Below are 21,817 nucleotides of genomic sequence, written 5' to 3'. Positions count from 1 at the left end.
TTTGAGATAATTATCCTAGGGCTTGTTGAAATTTTATTTTAAGATATTGATTTTAAAAAGCAAACTCGTAAAATTATGATTCTCACAACACAACACAACACAACACAACACAACACAACACAACACAACACAACACAACACAACACAACACAACAAACGAGCTTGCTAATGATTCGACTAATGCTCACAAACGAGTACTGGTTAAAACTAAGGATTATCATGCACGAATACGGAATTTATGACAAGCCTAATTTACGAAATACTGTAGAAGGTATTTTATACCGTATGAGAACAGGATTACCTTGGCGTGACTTACCTGAAAAATTTGGTTTATGGAATTCAGTTTATCGGCAATTTAACCATTGGTCATCAAAAGGCAAGCTAATGAAAATATTTAAAACATTGGTTAAACACCCTGATTTAGAGTGGGAGTTTATTGATGGTAGCATTGTGAAAGCCCATCAACATTGATCTGGTTACCATTAGGTAGACACTTTGTTATGGGATGAATTATCATCTTATCAACAAACCAGGAGAACTTTATGACAACTAGAAAACGTCATTCTTATGATGCTGAATTTAAACGTAATGCAGCATCGTTATATGTTAATGGTAAAAAAAGCTTATCAGAATTAACAAAGCAATTAGGAGTAGCAGAATCTACTTTATACAACTGGGTTAGTGAGTATTGTCAACGAGGAGATGAAAGCTTTAAACCCAAAGAACTCTCGGCACAAGAAAAAGAATTACTTGCGCTTAAAAAGCAATTAGCTGATGTTAGCATGGAGCGTGATATATTAAAAAAGGCGTTAACCATTTTCTCAAAGAAAAAGTAAAAAGAGCCGAGCTTTATGAATTTATTAATTTGTATCGGCGAGATTTCTCAATTGAGAGAATGGCAAAGATTTTTGGTGTTAGTCGTAGCGCTTACTATCAGTACAGTCGTGGTAACTTGTCTAAGAAAGAGATAATAAATAGCCAGTTACGCCCTCTGTTAATCAAAGCATTCATAAACTCAAAGGGAGAATATGGCACAAGGCGGTTACAGCTTTTACTTAGACGACTAGATATCTATGTCGGTCGTAAACGTATTGCTAAGCTAATGAAAGAATTGGGGCTTTATGCTAAAGCAAGAAGAAAGTTTAAGGTAACCACCAATCAAAGTAAAAGACCTTATTATGTTGCACCTAATTTGTTAAAACAAAAATTCATGGTAGAAGCTCCTAATGAGGTATGGGTGAGTGATATCACTTATGTGCCAACTAATGAAGGATGGTTATATTTAGCAACTGTTGTTGACTTATTTTCAAGGAAAGTTGTTGGCTTGGCTATGAGTCAGCGTATTACAGCTGATTTAGTTTTAAGGGCAGTTAATCAAGCAGTTAAAAGGCGACAGCCTGATTCAGGGTTGATATTACACTCTGATAGGGGATCTCAATATACAAGCCGAGTTTATCATCAATTAACTAAAAAGCATCGAATTAGATTAAGCATGAGTAGTACGGGTAACTGCTATGACAATGCTGTAGCTGAAAGTTTTTTCCATACTTTGAAATTAGCAGTTGTACATGATCAGAAATACCAAACTAGGAATCAAGCAATGCGCTGTATCTTTGAATATGTTGAAGTTTTTTATAACCGCCAAAGGATGCACTCAACGTTAAACTATTTATCACCAGAGGAGTTTGAAAGAAATTATTTTAATCAACCACAATATCCCATAGCCAAGTGTCTAGTAAAAGGTTGACAGATCACCTGTAGCTGGATGTGGTTACCTATGTGAATTGTCAACAGGCACTAGTTTATTTTACTCTTTAAGTTAGAGTAATTCTAGGGCATCTTGGAGTACTTAATGTTGTATGATGACATAAAAAAATTGTTTCATATTTCATACTTTTGATTTTAATATCTTTATGATAAATAGATGATGGACAGCTAATAGTACCATTTTTAAGTAAACAGTCTTTATATATGCGATTAAAGCTAATTTGATAATCTGATTTTTTATTTAAATAGTATATATTTTTGAAATGCTTTATTTGAGTGCTTGTATTTTTATGTGTTAATTTAATTTTACCTAAGTTAATAGATTTAAAGATATAGACTTCACCTTTACTTTTTTGAAGATATGAATTTAGGTTTATTAATTTTTTCTTATTTAAATAATTATTATTTATATATTTGAATTTAATACTATAGCTTGAGTCAATAGTTTTAGTTTGTAAGTGACTTTCATTTGCATAAATATTGATAGAAAATCCAGATAGAATAATCGATATAATTATATTTTTTTTCATGTTGTAACCCCTTGATCATCTATAAAGTTCTTTTGACATAATATTAGTCAAAAGAAACATTATAGCAATATAATATACTATATTCAATATAGTATTATAGAAATCTATGATGATTCATTTTCTGTCTTTATAAATTATATACTGAAGGAATAATTTTCATTTTAAATTTTATATGTATAATCATGGACTTGGGTTAAATTTCATTCTATACAATATAATATATAGATATAAAATATTTAATTTAAATAAGTATTAATTGATGGTTTATAATTATGGCAAGAACAAATAAAACACGCTATGCAATTTTAGGGGCTTTAACAGTTGAGCCAATGTCAGCTTATGGCATTAAAATGTTTATGCAGCGTACAACTGGAAACTTTTGGGTTGAATATGAAGCACAGCTTTATCCAAATTTAAAAAAATTAAGCCAAGAAGAGTATGTAACATTTGTGGAAGAAGCCGCTGATAAAGTTGGTATGCGTCGAGTATTTCATATTACTGAAAAAGGTCGAGAATTATTGGCTAAATGGCTAGTGCAGAATCCTGATCAAGAAGTTATTCGAGATGAGTTTTTGTTAAAAATTTATTATGGTTTTAATGTGCCTAAAGAGGAAATAATTAAACAGATTCAAAATAGAAAGGAATTAGTTTCTCAAAGGCTTAAAAAATTCAGGAAAATAAAAGTAGATTTGGATAAACAAGAAAATTTAGATCGTGGAATTTATAGATTATTACCAACATTTAAAGGTATACGCTTTGCAGAAGCAGAACTTGCCTGGTGTGATGATGCTTTAGAGTTATTGATGGCTAATGGATAATTAAAAAAATAAAAATATGTAATTAATCATCTATTTGTTCTTTTTTAGAATTTAAAGTTGTTTAATATTAGCTGAATAAAATATATATTGAATATAGCATATACATTAAATATAATTTAATTTCTAAAGAATAATAGAATTAGGGATTGTTCATGAACTCACCAACGATGCTTCTTCCAGATAATTTTTTGGGGTTGGTGCCAATTGATGATAGATCAAAATCTATATTAAGTGAGGTATTTGGAGGAAATTATAGTACAATATTAACAAGCGTACATACAAGTTTGTTTAGTGTAACTTTTCGATATTTTAATACGGCTCTTCTTAGTATTGCTGTTGTTATCTATGCATTTATAATTATCATAGGAACTATAAATACAGCTAGAGATGGACAATTTCTAGGTAAAAATTGGAGTGGACACTGGATTTCCCTTAGAGTAATATTTGGCTCAATTTGTGCTATTCCTGTCAAAACAGGCTATTGTCTCGCGCAGTACTTAATTTTATTAATGGTTATGTTTGGTATTGCATTTGCTGATTATGTTTGGAGTAATGTGGTTGGAGAAACTGTTAAAAATCATGTTCCAGCAATTGTTAGCTCAGAGGTATCTAATAAAATAAATACAGATTTATCTGTATTTATGATGAGTAATTTTACGAAAGATGTACTTAATGACCCTATATTCAGTGATTCATCATTTATTCCTAATAATAGTCAAAATGTAAATAAGAATGCTGCTCCACCTTGCACTTATGATTATGTTCCTGTTACTTATCAATCTCCAAAAGTAGAGTATAAAATGGTTAATGATAATTCATCAGCTAACTCAGCAATTGCAGGAGTAATTTATAAGAATAAAACTCAAATGGTAAAGCAATTTACTTGTAAAATAGAATATACTACACCTGTTACAAGTGGATTTGTAAAGTCTTATGCCCAACCAATTAAATATACTGGAACTTTTGCTTTTGTACCCGCCTTATTAGATAAGGGATTGACTCACTTCTCTGTGGTAAAAAATGATAACTATATTCAAGTTAAGATGACTGATTTAGTCTGGTTTGGGACTTTTAAAGTTAATCAGTTAATTGGTCAGGAAAGTAAAGATCAACTTACAAATCTTTTAAGTAAGTATGATGTTTATCAAGGTAATGATATTAATTATTTATTCGTAAATTTAATTAAAAACCCTCAGGCTTTAGGTACCTATAATGGTACTACTATTAATCATACATCTAATCAAATTATTGATTATTTAGAAAAGCACTCAACTGCGCTTACAGCAGGTTGTGATGATTCTGATTCAAATATATGCCATATAGCAAGGACTAAAGGTTGGTGGGAAGCAGATCAGCTATATCTGAGATTTGACAAAGTTTTAAGTGAAAATTTACAGAATTTATATGCAAATTTTATTAATTTTTCTACTGAGGCGGATCATGTTGAAAATAAATCAGAAATGAAGATAAAATATAATAAAATTTATTTATTTTATTTGCTGTATAAAAATTCAATAAGTAACTTATTAAGTTCAAAAGTAACACCAACTTTAAAACCAATAGAGACAGCTTCTCATTCAGCATTAACAGTTATACCTAGTCAATATCTCAAAAAGGTAAAAAATAGTCGTACATTTTCTACTTCTTTAGTAAATGTTAGAAAATTGTTTAAAAAAATGATTATTAATTCTAATCTCTCACAGATTGATAAAATACAACGTGTGAATCAAGTAAATTCATTATTATCTGATGGAATGGAGTATCAGTATGCGAAGTATCTATACATTATCTATTCATTAGTGAAATCTGCTAACTCAATGCATATAAACGATAGTTCAATATATCTACAAAATAATTCAAAACAAACTTCCTATTTAGTGTCTCATATTATTATACCAGTACTTAATTTATTTAATTTCTTTAACGAAAACGGTATTAACTTTGGCAGCCAAAGTAATAATGTAGATACTTCAAAAGTAACGACACCAGCACAAAAAATTCTACATGATATTTTTCAAAAATTAGGCACCAATGCTAACTCTACTGAACCAGGAGGATTACTAGCAAAAATCTATAGAATTGGAAATATACAAAAAAATGATAAAAATATAAATTTTGCTCAACAAAATATGAGCATGATTCAAAATGTACAGTCAGTTGGTATGGCTCTCATTGAGGGTACAGTTGATAGTATGATGGGTATTTTTAATCATGCAAAAGATAAATTAAATCAAATTAAAACAGATGCTGATAGTCAATTAAAATCAGCAGAGGGTGATGCAACAGGATGGACAGTAGCTAGCTCTCTATCTCTAGGATTAATTGGAAATACTTCTTCTGCACAAATTTCTTTAGAATATGCAAAAGTAATGTTTAATATAACAATGCAGTTAGCAACATTTTCATTGAGTTTAATTTGGTTACCATTGGTTTTATTTGTATTAACAACAATTTTTAGTATAGGAATATCTTTTGCACTAATTATCCCTTTAACACCTTATATACTTTTTTGGGCTGGTAAAACGGCTTGGCTATTATTAGTGATAGAAGCAATGGTTGCTGCTCCATTTGTTGCACTTGCATTAGTTTACCCAGAAGGTCATGAAATATTTGGAAAAGCTGAGCCAGGTATTCAGATTTGCCTTAATCTAATATTAAGGCCTGTTTTTATGATTTTAGGGATGATTTTTGGTATTGGATTAACTTATGTCGTTATACATTACTCTGCTAATGGCTTTCATATTATTACTAATTCACTATTAAATTTAATGCCGGTATCAGATGGCACCAATGCCGCTAGTTTTGCAAGAGGTATTTTTGCTTGTATGATTATTTTTTTATATGCAACATTTCTTTCGATGGCATTTATGAAGTGCTTTTCATTGATTTATGTCATTCCAGATAAAGTATTACAGTGGATTGGTAATAATCGTAGTGAGCATGCTGGTGAATCTGAAATTCAAGAATTTAAAAATGCTGGTACTCAAAATGCGCAAGGAGCTTCTCAAGCAGGAGGGCAAACATTGCAACAAGGTATTGAGTCAGAAAAAAATGTTACTCAAACCTACACGCAAGGTAAAGCTGATGTATCGCAAAAAACTTCAGCTCGTAATAGTGCTATTGGGCAGGATGCATCAGGTGCGGCTAAGATGGCAGCTGAGGCGATTATGGGTTAAAAGTTTACTTTAATTATAATATAGTTAGGTGGTTGGAATAATGAAAATATTTTTACAGTTATTAGTTTTGTTTAATATTTTTATAAGTAATGTTTTTGCAGGTGGGTATGGACATGTAAATTTTGTAAATAATCTTACAAAGCAATCTATTACAGTAAGTTTAGTACCAGGATCAGAGAATTGTATAGGAAAAATTTATACATCACTTCCTATTCATATTCCTCCAAAAAGTAGTTCTATGGTTAAATTCTATGCTTACAATCATGGCTTTGACTGTAATAGTGCTATTTCTAATGAAACTAAGAAAGTTTCGTTTCTGGTTGTTGTGTCTAATTATCAAAAGTATACGACTACAATGACTTGGCAGCACTGGACTAGTGGTTTTTTTAACCAGAATTTGCATACTGAAGTAACTCAGTCAGATACATATGGTTTAAATCCTACAGGAGGGCAAGAAGCTGATGGTTATGGAGGAGTATTTGATATAGGTATTAATCTGGCACCGATGCCTGATGGCACAATTTCATTACAAACACTTGGTTTAGGTAAAGTCTCTGTAACCAATGGTTATGGAAAACTAGTTAAATTGTCTCCTTTTAGAAACGCTATAGCAGTTACTCAGTTAGATAAACTATTTTTTCATTTTTCAAAGTCATTAGCTGTATGCTCAGCAGTAAATGGTGTTATTAAATGTCCAAATGGGGTTTCTTTTGTAAATATAGATCGTAAGGTTACTTTTATATGTACTCAGACATCAAATGAAAGTCCTATGTGCCCGTATTTAAATATCAAATCTAGTACGTTAAGTAGTATGGTTAAATTAGAAAATATTTCTTAGATTTATTACCATAAAAATAACAATAAAAAATTATATAGCTATTCTTTGAAAGATCTATGTTTTGTTGGAGCAGGACTTATAATTAAAATTTTAGTTAATCATTTTGCCAACTTTGATTACAAGCAAATTCAGATAAATAATTATCGTTATAAAATAGGGGTCTAGGTTGATTGAAAGGGTTTTCATCTCTACATTGCCCATAGTCTTTAAGATTTTCATATAGATTAGGAAGCATGTCACGAAGTAAAGTAAGCCCCGTTTTTAGATTTGATTGATTATTAGAGTAAATAGTATTATCAAAAGGTACTCTTAATGCATCAGCTAATTGATTTAAGCAAAGATTACCTTCTTCAGATGTTATTCTCTCAACAAGTGCTTCATAAATATATGCAATAGCTGCAGGATTAAAGGCTGCTATTAATGTAATGGTATTTAATTTACTTTCATTAATAGGCTGAATTAATGTATCAATAAATGCATCTAAATCTTTTATCTCAAAAATATCTGTATTTTCATTATATAAATCAGTAAGTAACTCTACTAACGGATATTCAGGAAAATGTTCCGTATATTGTTGATTTTCTGGTTGATTAATAACAAGGTAATTTGCAAGCTTTACAAGAGAGAGTAAAACTTCAGGAGACTCACTTATAACGATTTTTAAATTATCAATTGTTTGATAGAGTTCATTAAATTTCTTATTAATGAGGTCGTACTGTGGTGGTTCATATGATATAAGAAAATTCACAACTTGGTCAAAACTCTTAGTATTATTTAACGTAATATAATTTAACAATTTTTTATCATCTTCAAGTAGGCTTAATAGAAATTCAGGTCTGTTTTCAATTAGTAATTCAATTGCATTTTCTGATGTTGCAATTGCTTTTTTAAATAAATCATTATTTCTTTGATCATTTGGTATTGTAACTAACTGTTCATATAAATTTTCAAGTATTTCAGGTGTTTGGTTAACGATAATGTTAAATGCGTTTCGATTTTGATTTTTAATAAGAAGGGCGTCCATAATAAATTGCCTCTCTTGCTGAATTAAGCTTTTAGTATCATCATTTTCATAATAAAGAAGTGTTTTAAAGTATTCAGGTTCATATGAAATAAGTGAGGATAATGCTTTAGGATTATTTGTTCTTGATAGAGACTTTAAGATAAATGAGTATTTTTGTGAGTCAAAAGTATCTTGGTTATTAAAGTTAAAAACTTTATCTAATAAACTCTTTAAACTTTTCTTGTCAGTTGATATAAAGCTATTAGTGATAATATAGCTTAGACCTGTTTGTTTATCATTAGATAAAATGCAAAGTCCTTGAACAAAGTCACGCTTTCCTTTGACTGATAGCTGGTCAAAATAATCATTAAATACTTTAGGGTTTCCAAGTATAGAATTTGATGTAAATGTGACTTTTTTGTCAATGTCTTCAATTTTTTTCAATTGATCTAAGTACACTTGTAGATTCATGTTGCAACTCCCGTTTTTATATTAATTATATATATAAATTATGCTATATTCAATATATTAAAAATAATTAATAACTAACTTTTAGCTAATAAAGGCTTCAAAAATGTTCCAGTATGTGATTCTTTTATTTTAACAATTGCTTCAGGTTTACCTTGTGCAATAATTTGACCGCCACCTGAACCACCTTCAGGGCCTAGATCAATAATCCAGTCGGCTGTTTTTACTACATCTAAATTATGTTCAATAACTACAACTGTATTGCCTTGGTCACGTAAGGTATGAATTACTTTTAATAATTGTTGAATATCATGAAAATGAAGTCCTGTGGTTGGTTCATCTAAGATATAAAGGGTTTTACCTGTTGAGCGGCGGGATAACTCTTTAGCAAGTTTCACACGTTGTGCTTCACCACCAGAGAGTGTTGTTGCATTTTGACCTAGATGAATATAAGAGAGACCTACTTCCATTAAGGTTTCAAGTTTACGTTTAATTTGAGGGATTGCATTGAAAAAATCCAATGCTTCTTCAACGGTCATCTCTAAGACATCACTAATATTTTTACCTTTATATAAAATTTCTAAAGTTTCACGATTATAACGCTTGCCTTGACAGATATCACAAGTGACATAAATATCAGCTAAAAAGTGCATTTCTACTTTAATAACACCATCACCTTGACAGGCTTCACAGCGTCCGCCTTTAACATTAAAACTAAAGCGGCCAGGTTTATAACCCCTCGCTCTAGCTTCTTGGGTTTTGGCAAAAATTTCACGGATAGGAGAGAATAACCCTGTATAAGTTGCAGGGTTTGAGCGTGGTGTTCTACCAATAGGGCTTTGGTCAATATCAATGACTTTATCTAAATGTTCAATACCAGTAATTTTATCGTAAGCTTGGGGGGATAAAGTCGTTGCATTATTAAGGAGTTTAGCGGCTAAAGGGTATAAGGTTTGATTGATTAATGTCGATTTTCCAGAGCCAGATACACCCGTTACACAGGTAAGTAAGCCAAGTGGTAAATTAAGTGAAACTGATTTTAAATTATTACCACTAGCCCCTTTAATACTGAGCATTTTTTTCTTATCAATTGCCATACGTTTTTTAGGTATCGCAATTAACTTACGTCCAGATAAATAATCAGCAGTTAAAGATTTCTCATTATTAATAATCTCATCTGGTGAACCAGAAGCAATAATATTACCACCATGAACACCAGCTCCTGGGCCAATATCAATAATAAAATCACCATGACGTATCGCATCTTCATCATGTTCAACAACAATGACAGTATTTCCAAGATCTCTTAGATGAATCAGTGTATCAATTAAGCGTTGATTATCACGTTGATGCAAGCCAATAGATGGTTCATCTAAAACATACATCACACCGACTAAACCTGCACCAATTTGGCTTGCTAAACGAATTCGTTGTGCCTCACCACCTGATAAAGTATCAGCACGTCGACTTAAATTAAGATAATTAAGCCCAACATTAATTAAAAATTGTAAGCGTAGCTTAATTTCTTTTAATAAGCGATGTGCAATGATTTGTTGTTGGCCTTGAAATTCAAGAGAGTCAAGCCAGTTAAATGCACTTTCAATCGATAATTCAGTTAATTCAAATAATGGTTTGTCTTTAAAATAAACACAACGAGCTGCTTGATTTAGGCGAGCACCATGACAGCTTGGACAACGTAGATTACTTCTAAGTTTATCTAATTCATCACGAATCATGCCCGAGTCTGTTTCACGGAAACGGCGTTCTAAGTGTGGGATAACACCTTCAAATCGTCTTAATCGGGTTTCTCTACCACTAAAATGGCTATCTAGTGTCATTTCAATTAAGGTGTCACCAGCGCCATGAAGAATAATTTGTTTAACTTGTTCATCTAAGTCATTAAAAGGTGTATCCATGCTAAATTTATAATGTTCAGATAGCGCAACTAATTGTTGAAAGTAATAATTATGTTGTCTATCCCAGCCTCGAATTACGCCTTCAGATAATGATTTTTGTCCATTATAGATCAGTTTTTCTGGATCAAAATAGGATTTATGACCAATGCCATCACATTGGGAACAAGCACCGATTGGATTATTAAATGAAAATAGCCTTGGTGATAATTCTTTTAAACTGTAATTACACTTAGGGCATGCGTGCTTTGATGAGAATAAAAGAGATTCATTATCACCATCTAAAAAAACAACAGAAGCTAAACCTTTTGCTAAATCCAATGCTGTCTCAAATGATTCAGTTAAACGTTGGCGTTGAGACGACTTAACTTTGAGTCGATCAACTACAATATCAACTGTATGATTTTTATTTTTATCAATTGTGGGTAAATCATCTAGTGTATAGATCTCACCATCTACTCTGACTCTTAAAAAGCCTTCAGCTTGAAGTTTTTTAAATAGATCTTTATGCTCACCTTTACGATGATGTACAACGGTTGCTAAAACCATAAATTTACGATCTTCTTTAAAACTAAGCGTTTGATCAACCATTTCAGAGATAGTTTGTGCTTTTAATGTGATATGATGCTCAGGGCATTTTGGTTCACCTAATCTTGCATATAAGACACGAAGATAGTCATAAATTTCAGTCACAGTGCCAACTGTTGAACGTGGGTTATGTGATGTGGTTTTTTGTTCAATTGAGATTGCCGGTGATAAGCCTTCTATATGATCAACATCTGGTTTTTCCATTAAAGATAAAAATTGTCTGGCATAGGCAGAAAGTGATTCAACATAGCGACGTTGTCCTTCGGCATAAAGTGTATCAAATGCTAATGACGATTTTCCAGAGCCGCTTAAGCCAGTAATAACAATAAGCTTGTCTCTAGGTATTTCAAGGTCAATATTTTTAAGATTATGGGTTCTAGCCCCTTTAATTGTAATTGTATCCATCCGGCTCACTAAAAATTAAGTTGATTTGAGATAAAAATAAAAGCTAATTATAACAAAGAATGCTCATAAAACATTGAGTTTTTTAATTCAATTTTATGAAAATAAAAATTAGTTACTATCAGGATTTGCTTTTAATATAAAATCTACTATGATCGTTTTAACTATTCTAAAATAGAATAGTTAAAATTCATTAATTTTAAGGAGGAAATTTGAAATGACAACAACTGGTAATAAGACATGGCATGTATCTGTTGCTATTAATGATGGTGAAAATGCAAATGCATGGAAAAACTGGTCATGGGGTGAAATTTGGAATAAATATCCATTTATTGAAAATGTAATCTCAAGAACTGGGGATTGGGATTTTGACATTCAGCTAAAATCAGATATCACTGATGTTGATGTTAAAAAGCTAGTTACAGAACTAAGAACGTTAGGCTGGGTTAAGCGCACCAATACCTGGAATGCATGGGAAGTATCAGCAACTGATACCGTACTATAAGATAAACTGTCCACTAAAGCACCTTTGAAACTATGTATTTCAAAGGTGCTTTCTTTTTATATTTAGCAAATTTTTTATTATCATACGAGCATTAAAATTTTAAATGAATTCGAAGGAATAATCGTGGCTAAATTAACCGTAGAGTCTGAGCAAATACTTATAGATAAGGATCAGATAAATGCTCTGATTGCTCCTAATATCTGTGATTTTTTTTCTTTTAGTCAATATTTAGATAACTTAATTTTAAAGCCAATGAGTGAAATTAACCAAAAAGATATATATAAAAACTTACCTATTGAAGTAATAGAATTAGCTAAAAGATATCAGTTAATTGAAACGCTTGTTGCTAAAATTGAAAAACCAATTAATGAACATTTACAAAAGCGACTACAAAAAAGTGAACAGCCACATATTAATCATGGTAATGAATTACATATATTTTTAGCTGGGGAAGGTTATTTCATATTTAATTTAAATAACAAAAAATATCGATTAGATATTTCAGCAGGTGATATGCTTTATATTGATGGAAATACTGAACATAGCTTTTTCTTAACGGAAAACAAACATTTGATGTTAGCAAGCTTTCATCAAGATGAGTTTGAAGTATTTCATAAACGGGTAGAGTATAAATAAAGTTATCTTACAATAAAAATATAAATAGTACTGTTTTATCAAGTCTTTTTAAGCTGATCACGCATCTTACTTGCTTTTTTAATTTCTGTAGCTATCTGTTCTAACGCAGTAACGAGATTGTCATAATCTGTTGGAAGTTCATCAACAGTTGCTGGTTTATAAGTGAGCTCTCCTTTTGGTGAAAAATCATCAATCGCAGCTACTACGCCAAAGTTTCTGACAATGGTTGATTCGATAACTTCATCTAGGGGATTGGCTAATCGGTCTTTTACATCGATTTGTAAAGCAGAATATAGTTCCATCAATTCACCATCCAAAATACCGATAGAAATAATTTCACGTTGATTAAATGCATTTATCACAGTATACATGGTTGTAGATATGCCAAAGCCTGTAGTATGAAACCAAGCTTTACGATAATCTTCATAAATTTTACCGGGTTTTAGCGTTCTTGTTACCATTGCAACAAATTTCATTATTTACTCCTTTTATTTTTATTATATAGTCGATATGTTGAGATAAGTAATCAAATTTTTAAACATAGAAATGCATAGTTATTAACTTAATTGGCTAGTTACATCTGGTATTACTTGAGTTGCTTGACTGATTGGCATACTAACAGGTTTAGCATTTTTTGAGAGGTTTATTTTACTTAAGTCAATTAATTGAATTGTTGGGTTATCATAGGATCTAAAATATAGTTTATTATGTTTTAGGTCTTTAAAAACTACCCATTGAGTTTTATCAATATTATCATATGTTAACGGTTCATCTTTTGCACCTCTTACATAGCCATAAGGCAAATCAACATTATTAATAATATGTTGTGCTAAGGTTAATGCTTGTTGTGCATTGTCAACTGGCAATACGGTTTGTTGCATCATAGATATTTTAACAAAGCGAGAAACAGGTGAAGCATCACCTGGTAGACCAACCATACCTGAACCTTGTCCAGTTGATTCATATACAAAGCCTTTAGATTTGAAAGGTTTAATATAATAAGGTGTTAGATTTACATAATTTCTTAAATTTGTTATCTGCCAATCATAACGTGGGGCATTCGTTAAAATACCCGCTTGGCTATCATGAAGTTGTAATTTTCCATTAATAAATTCGATAATAAGACTTTTACCTTGTCTATCTGTGATCACTGCATGAAGTGGGAAAGTAACGTTTTTATGACTACCTAAATTTAATGCTTCAGTGTAAATATAAACATTTTGAATTGCTTTTTTGATTTCATCGGTACTTGAGAAATTACTTAAAATCCAATCACCAAACTGTGTATATGGTAATGCATTTTTCTCTTTAGATTTTGGTACATTCATATATTTAACTTCAGATTCTGGTAAGTATAAATAACCAAATGATAGCCCCTTTGTATTTAACCCATCAACAGAGTAGCCAGTACCAAAATAATCAATTAAAACATAGCCATACTTAGCTTGCCAACTCATTGATGCGTTACCATTTGGCAGGTATGTTTTAAATAACTTACCTTTAGGTGAGCTAATGATACGACTTTTTAGATTTGGACCAAACTCAAGTGTTCTTGCGACAATAACAGTTCCATCCTTTGCTTTAATTGGTACATTTGTGCAGCTAAATGCTAGTGGATAGAATAAAATAGTTAGTATTAGCGCTTTAATCAGATTTTTCATTTAAGCGTTTCCTTTTCTAGTTTGAAAATTTGCTTCTTATTTTAATGTGCTGTTAGCAAAATGTCTGTATTGGTTACATTATTTATTGGGAAAAATAGTTCATGAAAGTTATTATAATTTAGATACTTCAAATAATATGTCTGGGTTTTTTCAATGATTTTTATAAGAAAATTAGCACTTGCACTGTTATATAGCCAATAGTACCATCGTTAATGATATGGATATATTAATAAGTGGTTTAAATTTTATCTTATGGCAATATTACCTAAACTTAATCGATATCATCAGCTTGATATAAAATATAAGCAATACTTAAAAGCATTAAGGAAAAATGGTTTTAAAGGTGATATTCATACCGATATGGCCTCAAGGCTTACTGTTTCAACTGATAACAGTGTTTATCAAGTGATACCTCAAGTTGTTATTTTTCCTAAAAATAGAGAGGATATAGAGTTAGTTTTTCATTTAGCGTCACAAGCGCATTATCATGAAATTCGCTTTTCACCCCGTGGGGGTGGTACTGGAACAAATGGGCAATCCTTATCAAAAGGTATTTTAATTGATCATTCACGTTATTTAAATCGAATTGGACAAATTAATATAGAAGAAAAATGGATTGAAGTTGAACCTGGTGTTGTATTAGATCAATTAAATCAGTATTTAAAACAGTATCAGCTGTTTTTTCCAATTAGTATTTCTCCAAGTGATCGAGCAACTTTAGGTGGCATGTGTAATACAGATGCTTGCGGTAAAGGTTCTTGTTGTTATGGGCGAACCTCACAAAATATTATTGAATTAGAGTGTGTTTTAGTTAATGGTAGTTGTATTGTAACTAAAGAAGTTGATATGCAGCATTTAAATGAATTAAAATCTTTAGATTCAAATGTGGGTACAATTTATAAAACAGTCGATGATATTCTATTTACACACAAAGATGAAATCGAGCGTGTTTTTCCAAAGTTACAGCGCTTTATGACAGGTTATAATTTAGCAATGATTTATAATCAAGATGATGAATCGTTTAATTTAAATTATTTACTATCAGGCTCTGAAGGTACATTAGCTTATATTAGTAAATTGCGTTTAAGACTAACGCCACTACCAAAATACAAAGCACTTTTTGTAATACAATATACATCATTTGATCGCGCATTAAGAGCTGCAAGGGAATTATTGCCGTTTAAACCATCAGCGATTGAAACAGTTGATGATATGATTTTAACCTTAGCTAAGGAAGATGAGTTTTATCATAAAATTGAGCCACTATTATCAAGAAATAAAATAACAGATATCACTGCAAGAGGACTTAATTTAGTTGAGTTTATCGCTGAAGATGAGATTTCACTGAATAAATTATTAGATCAAGTAAATGAGAAATTAGCTTTAGTTAGTCAATCAGATGATAAAATTATTTCATTTTTTGTAACTTGTGATACAAGCGAAATGAATCAATTATGGGATTTACGTAAAAAAAGTGTTGGCTTATTAGCAAATTTAGAAGGCTTAAAAAAACCTGTGCCTTTTATGGAAGATACGGTTGTCTCGCCAGAGTATTTAGCTGATTTTATATTAGATTTGCGAGAAATTTTAGATAGCTATCAATTACGTTATGGTATGTTTGGCCATGTTGATGTTGGTTGTTTGCATATGCGCCCAGCATTGGATATGACAGATAAAGAGGATCAAAAAAGGCTAGTTGAAATTACTCAAAAAGTAAATCAATTGGTATTAAAATACGGGGGTATTTACTGGTCAGAGCATGGAAAAGGCTTTAGAAGTGAATTAGTAAAAGATTATTTTGATGAGGTTTTAACAAAAGATTTAGCAAAAATAAAAAAAGCATTTGATCCATTTAATCAATTAAACCCAGGTAAGATAACCTTACCAGAAGGTTCTAAAGAAAGTTTAGTTAAAATCGATGGCCCTTTTCGAGGCTATTTTGATACGCAGGTTATGCAAGCATCTCGGCAACATTGGGGGAATATTTTTAGTTGTAATGGTAATGCACGTTGTTTAAATCGAGATTATGATTTTTCTATGTGTCCATCAGCTAAAGTATCTAATAACTGGGTTTATTCACCTAAAGGGCGTGCTACTTTATTAAAAGAGTGGGCACGTTTAGCATCATTAAAAGGTTATAATTTGTTTAATTTTAAGCCAAATGAATGGCGTAATCCATTACCAAAGCTATGGCGAAATTCCAAAAATAATGACTTTTCTTATGAAGTTTATGAATCTATGCAAAAATGCTTGGGCTGTAAAGCATGTGCCAGTTCATGCCCAGTTCAAGTTGATATTCCGCAAAATAAGTCATTATTTCTATATCATTATCATCAACGTTATAAACGGCCAGTTAAGGATTATTTTATTGGTTATCTTGAGAAAATGACACCGATAAACGCTAAACTATCAATTATTTACAATTTAGTCACACAAAGTAAATTGATAACAAAATTGATAAAAACGCAAATAGGCTTAGTTGATTTACCAAGACTAAGTCAACTTAAGCTTGATAAAGAATTAAAAAAACGTAATGCACCTGAAGTGTCACTTGAAAAGTTAAAATGTTTATCAAATGAAGAAAAGCGTCGATCTGTTTGCTTAGTCCAAGATGCATTTACATCATTTTATGATGTTGATGTGGCATTAGCTGTTTATGATGGTTTAGTTAAATTAGGCTTTAGCATTTATGTTCTACCTTATTATCCTAATGGTAAAGGACTTCATGTTAAGGGGTTTTTAAAGCAATTTAATCGCATAGCATTAAAAAATGCGCATTATTTAAATCAAGTAGCACAAACAGGTATTGATTTAGTTGGTATTGAGCCAACAATGGTTTTATGCTATCGAGATGAATACGTTAAAATTTTATCAAAAGAACAAATTCAATTTAAGGTTTCTTTATTACAAGAATGGTTATTATCAAAGATAGATAGAATTAAACTTTCTATTAATACTCAGCATCAAAGTTATTATTTATTTTCTCACTGTACAGAGCGAGCATTAGCTTTAACATCAAGCATACAATGGCAGAAGATATTTGAAAAATTAAATCTTAAACTTGAGATAGTTGAAGTAGGTTGTTGTGGTATGGCTGGTACTTATGGTCATGAAAAAGAGCATAGAGACAATTCTAAAAAGCTTTATCAGTTATCTTGGCAAGAAAAAATTGAACAACTAGAGCCATCACAAATTTTAGTTAGTGGGTATTCGTGTCGATCTCAGATTAAACGCTTTAGTCAGTTAGCGGTTCAGCATCCAATGTCAGTTTTAATATAAAAATATTTATAATATTGTAAATATTTAAAAAATTAAATATAATATTTTTTTATTATCAGAGTTATGATATAAGGGTGTTGTAATGGTATACAAAGTAAAAAATCGAATTGATCAGGCCCAAATCAATAGTAAGTTTATACAATACTTAGAAATTAAAAAAACTTTCTTTGATCCCAAAGGGGATGTTTATTATGATAAAGAGGATATTGATAGCTTTATAGAAAAGGAAAAACCAGGTCTTTGTGGTGGCTATAAAACAGTATATGCTGTGTTTGCGCATTTAGATAAATTATCTTGGTGGTTTGATTTATTAGACCATTTAAGTGGTTGGGACGGTAGTGAAAAAAGTTTAAATGAAAAAGTTCAACTTATTGATCAAGAACAAACAAGGACGTTAGATGAACTTTTTGAAATTGCAATAGATTATATTCGTTTTGCTCAATTTGTAACTGACTTTTTAAAAGATTATGGTGATCAAGATTTAAATAACTATGAATCTTTTAAGTCTTATAAACAAAGTGATTTGTTAAATGCAAAAAAAGGTTTATTAGAAATTTTGTCAAAAGATGACAAATTGATTACACTTAAAAAAAGCCTTCAATATAACGTAAATGATATTGGAAAAATATGTATAAATAAATCAACTTTCTGCGAAATAATTGAAAGTGGAATAGATAGTAATATTATTACATTGGGAGCAAGACGTTTAAGAGATAATGCTTTTCATGGTTTAACGCTTAGGTTTCATGAAGGAAAATATTATTTATATGATTCCAATAGTCCTAGTGGAGATCAAGAATATGAAAATCTTGAAGATTTATATGATGCGTTGTCTGAAGGTTATTTGAGTGAGTTTGAATTGAATAGCATACAGTTCGCATCATTTTCAGATGACACTAATTTTTCTTTAATGAGAAAAACGCATAAAAGTACTATGGATTTATTAAACTATGCTTCTATAAATGATATGGAAGGTGTTAAAAAGGCATTAGAAAATATAGTTCATATTAATGCTTCTGATAATATGGGTACAGCTTTACACCATGCAGTAAGGTGTGGCAATCTTGAGATGGCTGAAATATTATTAAATAAAGGTGCAGATATAAATGTGTTAAATGAGCATTTTGGTACACCATTACATTTTGCAGTTAGTCAAAATAACCAAGAAATGGTTAAGTTTTTATTAAAAAAAGGAGCTGATATAAATATAGTTAATAATGAGGGATTAACACCAGTACAATTTGCTACTAAAAATAAACAGACAGACTCAATAAGAAGTCTTATTCATCATGGAGGAGCTAGCTATAAATTAACTAATCCTAATCATTTATTTGTTTTAGCAGGCGATGTAGCAGCTAGTTATCATGATAAATTAACTCATGGTAGTGACATGCCTTCTATAAAATATGAACTATAAGTGATATTGACATAAATCAAAGTTGACTTTATTTGTTTTTGATAATCATTTTCATTTATTGACTTTTAGCAATTCCAACTTATAATCGATTTAAAGCATTTTATTGATTATAAATACTCGATTTCTAAGGCCCGTCGATGAAAATAACAAATCAAGAAAATATTAAAATAGAAGTTAATAAAGCCTATCAAGTGACAGGTTTTTCAGATCAATGTCCGATGAATTATATTCATCGATTACTTGCATTTGGTTTTATTCCAGGTGCTAAGTTTAATGTATTAAGAATAGCACCATTAGGCAACCCATATGAAATTGAAATTCAAGGGGTAAAAGTGTCATTAAGGAAGTCAGAACTTGATTTGATCCAGGTTAAAGCAGTATGAAAAAAATAGCAATTGTAGGTAATCCAAATTGTGGTAAAACGACTATTTTTAATGCTTTAACAGGTGCTCGTCAAAAAGTCGGTAACTGGTCAGGCGTAACAGTAGATAAAAAAAGTGGTTTTTTTGAAGTTGCAGGTGAAACGTTTGAATTAGTTGATTTACCAGGATTATATTCATTAACTATTTCTGATTCAGGCTCAATTGATGAGCGAATTGCTTGTGAATTTATTTTGAATGAAAAACCTGATTTGGTAATAAATGTTGTAGATGTGGCTAATTTAGAACGTAATTTGTATTTAACAACACAGTTACTTGAATTAAATGTGCCATTAGTCATTACAGCAAATATGATAGATGTTGCTAAAAGTAAAAACATTGTTATTGACTATAATGAATTTGAAAAAACGGTTAATGCGCAAGTAATACCAGTTATTGGTCGTAAAAAGGTGGGTATTGATGCATTAAAATCAGCAGTAACTAAGTTTGATAATCAATCTGATGCTCAAGCAATTAGTTTAAATTATCCAAAACTTGATAATACAATTGATCATCTAAAAGCTTTATTACCTAAACATAGTAATAACAAACCATGGTTTTGGTTTAAATTATTAGAAAATGACTTATATGCAGTTGAGCAATTATCAGAAGATGAAAAAAATGCATTCAAAGCGTACACTTTAGATAAACAGTTAAATATTAATTTAGCATCTGAACGTTATAGCTGGATACAAAGTCTATACCAATCAATTAGTCAACATCGAGATATCAAACGTCACCGTTTAACAGAGTGGTTTGATAAGATAGCAATGAATAAGTATTTAGGCTTACCATTATTCTTTTTTATTATGTATTTGATGTTTGAATTTTCAATTGGTTTAGGAACGGCAATTAATCCATTATTTGATGATGCTTCAGCAATTATTTTTGTTCAAGGTACAGCACATTTAGGTAATTATCTAGGTTTACCTGGTTGGCTTATTGCTGTATTGGCTAATGGTGTTGGTTTAGGCATTAATACCGTATTAGGCTTTATTCCTCAAATTGGCTGTTTATTTTTATTTTTATCTTTTCTTGAAGATTCTGGCTATATGGCGCGTGCTGCATTTGTTATGGATCGGCTGATGCAAGCAATTGGTCTACCAGGTAAGGCATTTGTTCCTTTAATTGTTGGCTTTGGCTGTAATGTCCCATCAGTTATGGCATCACGTACGTTAGAATCAAGACGAGATCGACTATTAACAATTATGATGGCACCATTTATGTCTTGTGGTGCGCGTTTAGCAATTTTTGCGGTTTTTGCCGCAGCATTTTTCCCATCAGGTGGTGGTTTGATTGTCTTTTTGTTATATATCATAGGCATTGCTGCAGCAATTATTACGGGTTTATTAATTAAATGGTTAATATTAAAAGGTGAAAATCAGCCATTTATTATGGAGTTACCCGTTTATCATTTGCCGAATGCAAAAAGCATTGTTATTCATGCTTGGCGACGATTAAAAGGCTTTGTTATCCGTGCAGGTAAAGTAATTATTCCAATTTGCATATTAATAGGAACACTTAATTCAATCACAACTGATGGTAAAATTAATATGGATGGTTCAAGAGCTTCTATCTTATCTGAGGTAGGGCGTACGATTACACCTGTATTTTATCCAATTGGCATCTCAGATGCTAATTGGCCTGCAACCGTTGGTTTGATAACGGGAACTTTAGCCAAAGAGGTCGTTGTTGGTACATTAAATACGCTTTATAGTCAAAATAGTAATAACCTACCTTCTGAAACGGATGACTTTAATCTTTGGCAGGAATTGAAAGGTACGGCTTTTAGTACGGTTGATAATTTGACAAATATTGGTGAAAGTTTTAAAAATCCATTTATTGCTAATGAAGGGGATAAAGATATCTCTAATTCTTCAATGGGTGAAATGGTAAAACAGTTTAGTTCGATGCCAGCAGTATTTGCTTATTTATTGTTTGTACTTTTATATGTCCCTTGTGTAGCAACCATTGGTGCAATGAGTCGGGAGGCTAGTCACAGTTGGGCTTGGCTTTCTGTTTTATGGAGTACAACGATTGCGTATGTGGCAGCTGTATTTGCTTACCAAATTCCGCAATTAGCAAGTGATTTTCACTCAGCAGTCATAACAATGCTAATAACGACTATTGGTTTATTGGCAGTCTTATATTTTATGAAGTTTTTAGGCAAACGAATTTCTTATAAACCCAAGTTTAATACATGTGGTGGTGCAAAAGCCTGTGGTGGTTGTCACAGCTAATTATCATAAATTTGATTTCAAAATATTATTTTATAATTCATTTATTTATCATAAAATAGCCAATTTATTGTTTCTAAATTGATTTTTTTTCTTCAGTGATAGGCATCTAAAATAATTCGATTACTATACAATCAGACATAAAGATTGACCTTATGGA

Annotated in this window: 16 protein-coding genes and 1 pseudogene; 12 read left to right on the top strand and 5 right to left on the bottom strand. The window is 31.0% G+C overall.

The window, feature by feature from the left end; all coding sequences use genetic code 11:
* The first annotated feature begins 168 nt into the window (after window positions 1-168).
* The 3 genes and pseudogenes from KFE69_10425 to KFE69_10415 all read left to right on the top strand — a co-directional run bounded on the left by KFE69_10425 (window position 169) and on the right by KFE69_10415 (window position 1,747).
* Window positions 169-468: pseudogene (locus KFE69_10425) on the top strand (transposase).
* Between the two features lie 74 nt (window positions 469-542).
* Window positions 543-836, top strand: coding sequence for a transposase (locus KFE69_10420; GenBank protein UTW41913.1), 294 nt, complete (start codon window positions 543-545; stop codon window positions 834-836).
* Window positions 797-1,747, top strand: coding sequence for an IS3 family transposase (locus KFE69_10415; GenBank protein UTW44053.1), 951 nt, complete (start codon window positions 797-799; stop codon window positions 1,745-1,747). The genes KFE69_10420 and KFE69_10415 overlap by 40 nt, the downstream gene beginning before the upstream one ends.
* Before the next feature lie 67 nt (window positions 1,748-1,814).
* On the opposite strand, the gene KFE69_10410 is transcribed toward KFE69_10415, so the two are convergent.
* A complete protein-coding gene (locus KFE69_10410; GenBank protein ID UTW41912.1) occupies window positions 1,815-2,297 on the bottom strand; it encodes a hypothetical protein in 483 nt (160 codons plus the stop codon).
* A gap of 272 nt (window positions 2,298-2,569) precedes the next feature.
* Here KFE69_10410 and KFE69_10405 point away from each other — a divergent pair, with 272 nt between their 5' ends.
* The 3 genes from KFE69_10405 to KFE69_10395 all read left to right on the top strand — a co-directional run bounded on the left by KFE69_10405 (window position 2,570) and on the right by KFE69_10395 (window position 7,129).
* Entirely contained in the window at window positions 2,570-3,115 is a 546-nt protein-coding gene (locus KFE69_10405) for a PadR family transcriptional regulator (GenBank protein ID UTW41911.1), read from the top strand.
* A 152-nt stretch (window positions 3,116-3,267) separates the two neighbouring features.
* Complete coding sequence (locus KFE69_10400; protein UTW41910.1) at window positions 3,268-6,291, top strand: DotA/TraY family protein; 3,024 nt, start codon at window positions 3,268-3,270, stop codon at window positions 6,289-6,291.
* Window positions 6,292-6,529: 238 nt separating this feature from the next.
* On the top strand, window positions 6,530-7,129 hold the full coding sequence (locus KFE69_10395; protein ID UTW41909.1) for a hypothetical protein: 600 nt from the start codon (window positions 6,530-6,532) through the stop codon (window positions 7,127-7,129).
* Between the two features lie 94 nt (window positions 7,130-7,223).
* On the opposite strand, the gene KFE69_10390 is transcribed toward KFE69_10395, so the two are convergent.
* Together KFE69_10390 and uvrA are read right to left on the bottom strand one after the other, a co-directional pair.
* Window positions 7,224-8,603: a hypothetical protein gene (locus tag KFE69_10390; protein ID UTW41908.1), complete on the bottom strand. Its 1,380-nt coding sequence runs from the start codon at window positions 8,601-8,603 to the stop codon at window positions 7,224-7,226.
* A gap of 74 nt (window positions 8,604-8,677) precedes the next feature.
* Entirely contained in the window at window positions 8,678-11,506 is a 2,829-nt protein-coding gene (gene uvrA, locus KFE69_10385; protein UTW41907.1) for an excinuclease ABC subunit UvrA, read from the bottom strand.
* Between the two features lie 214 nt (window positions 11,507-11,720).
* On the opposite strand from uvrA, the gene KFE69_10380 reads away from it, so the two are divergent.
* Both KFE69_10380 and KFE69_10375 read left to right on the top strand, forming a co-directional pair.
* The gene (locus KFE69_10380) at window positions 11,721-12,008 is read left to right on the top strand and encodes a hypothetical protein (GenBank protein UTW41906.1); all 288 of its coding nucleotides are present in this window, start codon (window positions 11,721-11,723) and stop codon (window positions 12,006-12,008) included.
* Window positions 12,009-12,131: 123 nt separating this feature from the next.
* Window positions 12,132-12,644 carry a cupin domain-containing protein gene (locus KFE69_10375; protein ID UTW41905.1) on the top strand — a complete coding sequence of 171 codons (513 nt, stop codon included), beginning with the start codon at window positions 12,132-12,134 and terminating at the stop codon, window positions 12,642-12,644.
* A 38-nt stretch (window positions 12,645-12,682) separates the two neighbouring features.
* Here the strand turns inward: KFE69_10375 and KFE69_10370 are convergent, their stop codons facing one another.
* Window positions 12,683-13,120 (bottom strand): ROK family protein, encoded by a 438-nt coding sequence (locus tag KFE69_10370; GenBank protein UTW41904.1) that lies wholly within the window; start codon window positions 13,118-13,120, stop codon window positions 12,683-12,685.
* 81 nt (window positions 13,121-13,201) lie between these two features.
* Window positions 13,202-14,305: a linear amide C-N hydrolase gene (locus tag KFE69_10365; GenBank protein ID UTW41903.1), complete on the bottom strand. Its 1,104-nt coding sequence runs from the start codon at window positions 14,303-14,305 to the stop codon at window positions 13,202-13,204.
* A 252-nt stretch (window positions 14,306-14,557) separates the two neighbouring features.
* Here KFE69_10365 and KFE69_10360 point away from each other — a divergent pair, with 252 nt between their 5' ends.
* From KFE69_10360 to feoB, 4 genes are all read left to right on the top strand, one after another.
* Window positions 14,558-17,584: an FAD-binding oxidoreductase gene (locus KFE69_10360; GenBank protein UTW41902.1), complete on the top strand. Its 3,027-nt coding sequence runs from the start codon at window positions 14,558-14,560 to the stop codon at window positions 17,582-17,584.
* Between the two features lie 82 nt (window positions 17,585-17,666).
* Complete coding sequence (locus KFE69_10355; protein UTW41901.1) at window positions 17,667-19,001, top strand: ankyrin repeat domain-containing protein; 1,335 nt, start codon at window positions 17,667-17,669, stop codon at window positions 18,999-19,001.
* A gap of 137 nt (window positions 19,002-19,138) precedes the next feature.
* A complete protein-coding gene (locus KFE69_10350; GenBank protein ID UTW41900.1) occupies window positions 19,139-19,384 on the top strand; it encodes a FeoA domain-containing protein in 246 nt (81 codons plus the stop codon).
* Window positions 19,381-21,660 carry a Fe(2+) transporter permease subunit FeoB gene (feoB, locus tag KFE69_10345; protein ID UTW41899.1) on the top strand — a complete coding sequence of 760 codons (2,280 nt, stop codon included), beginning with the start codon at window positions 19,381-19,383 and terminating at the stop codon, window positions 21,658-21,660. Before KFE69_10350 ends, feoB begins: the two co-directional genes overlap by 4 nt.
* Window positions 21,661-21,817 lie beyond the last annotated feature (157 nt).

It is taken from the genome of bacterium SCSIO 12844 (assembly GCA_024397935.1).
Lineage (GTDB): Bacteria > Pseudomonadota > Gammaproteobacteria > Francisellales > Francisellaceae > M0027.
Note: the sequence above shows the minus strand (reverse complement) of the source record. Positions and strands in the feature narration are given on the sequence as shown.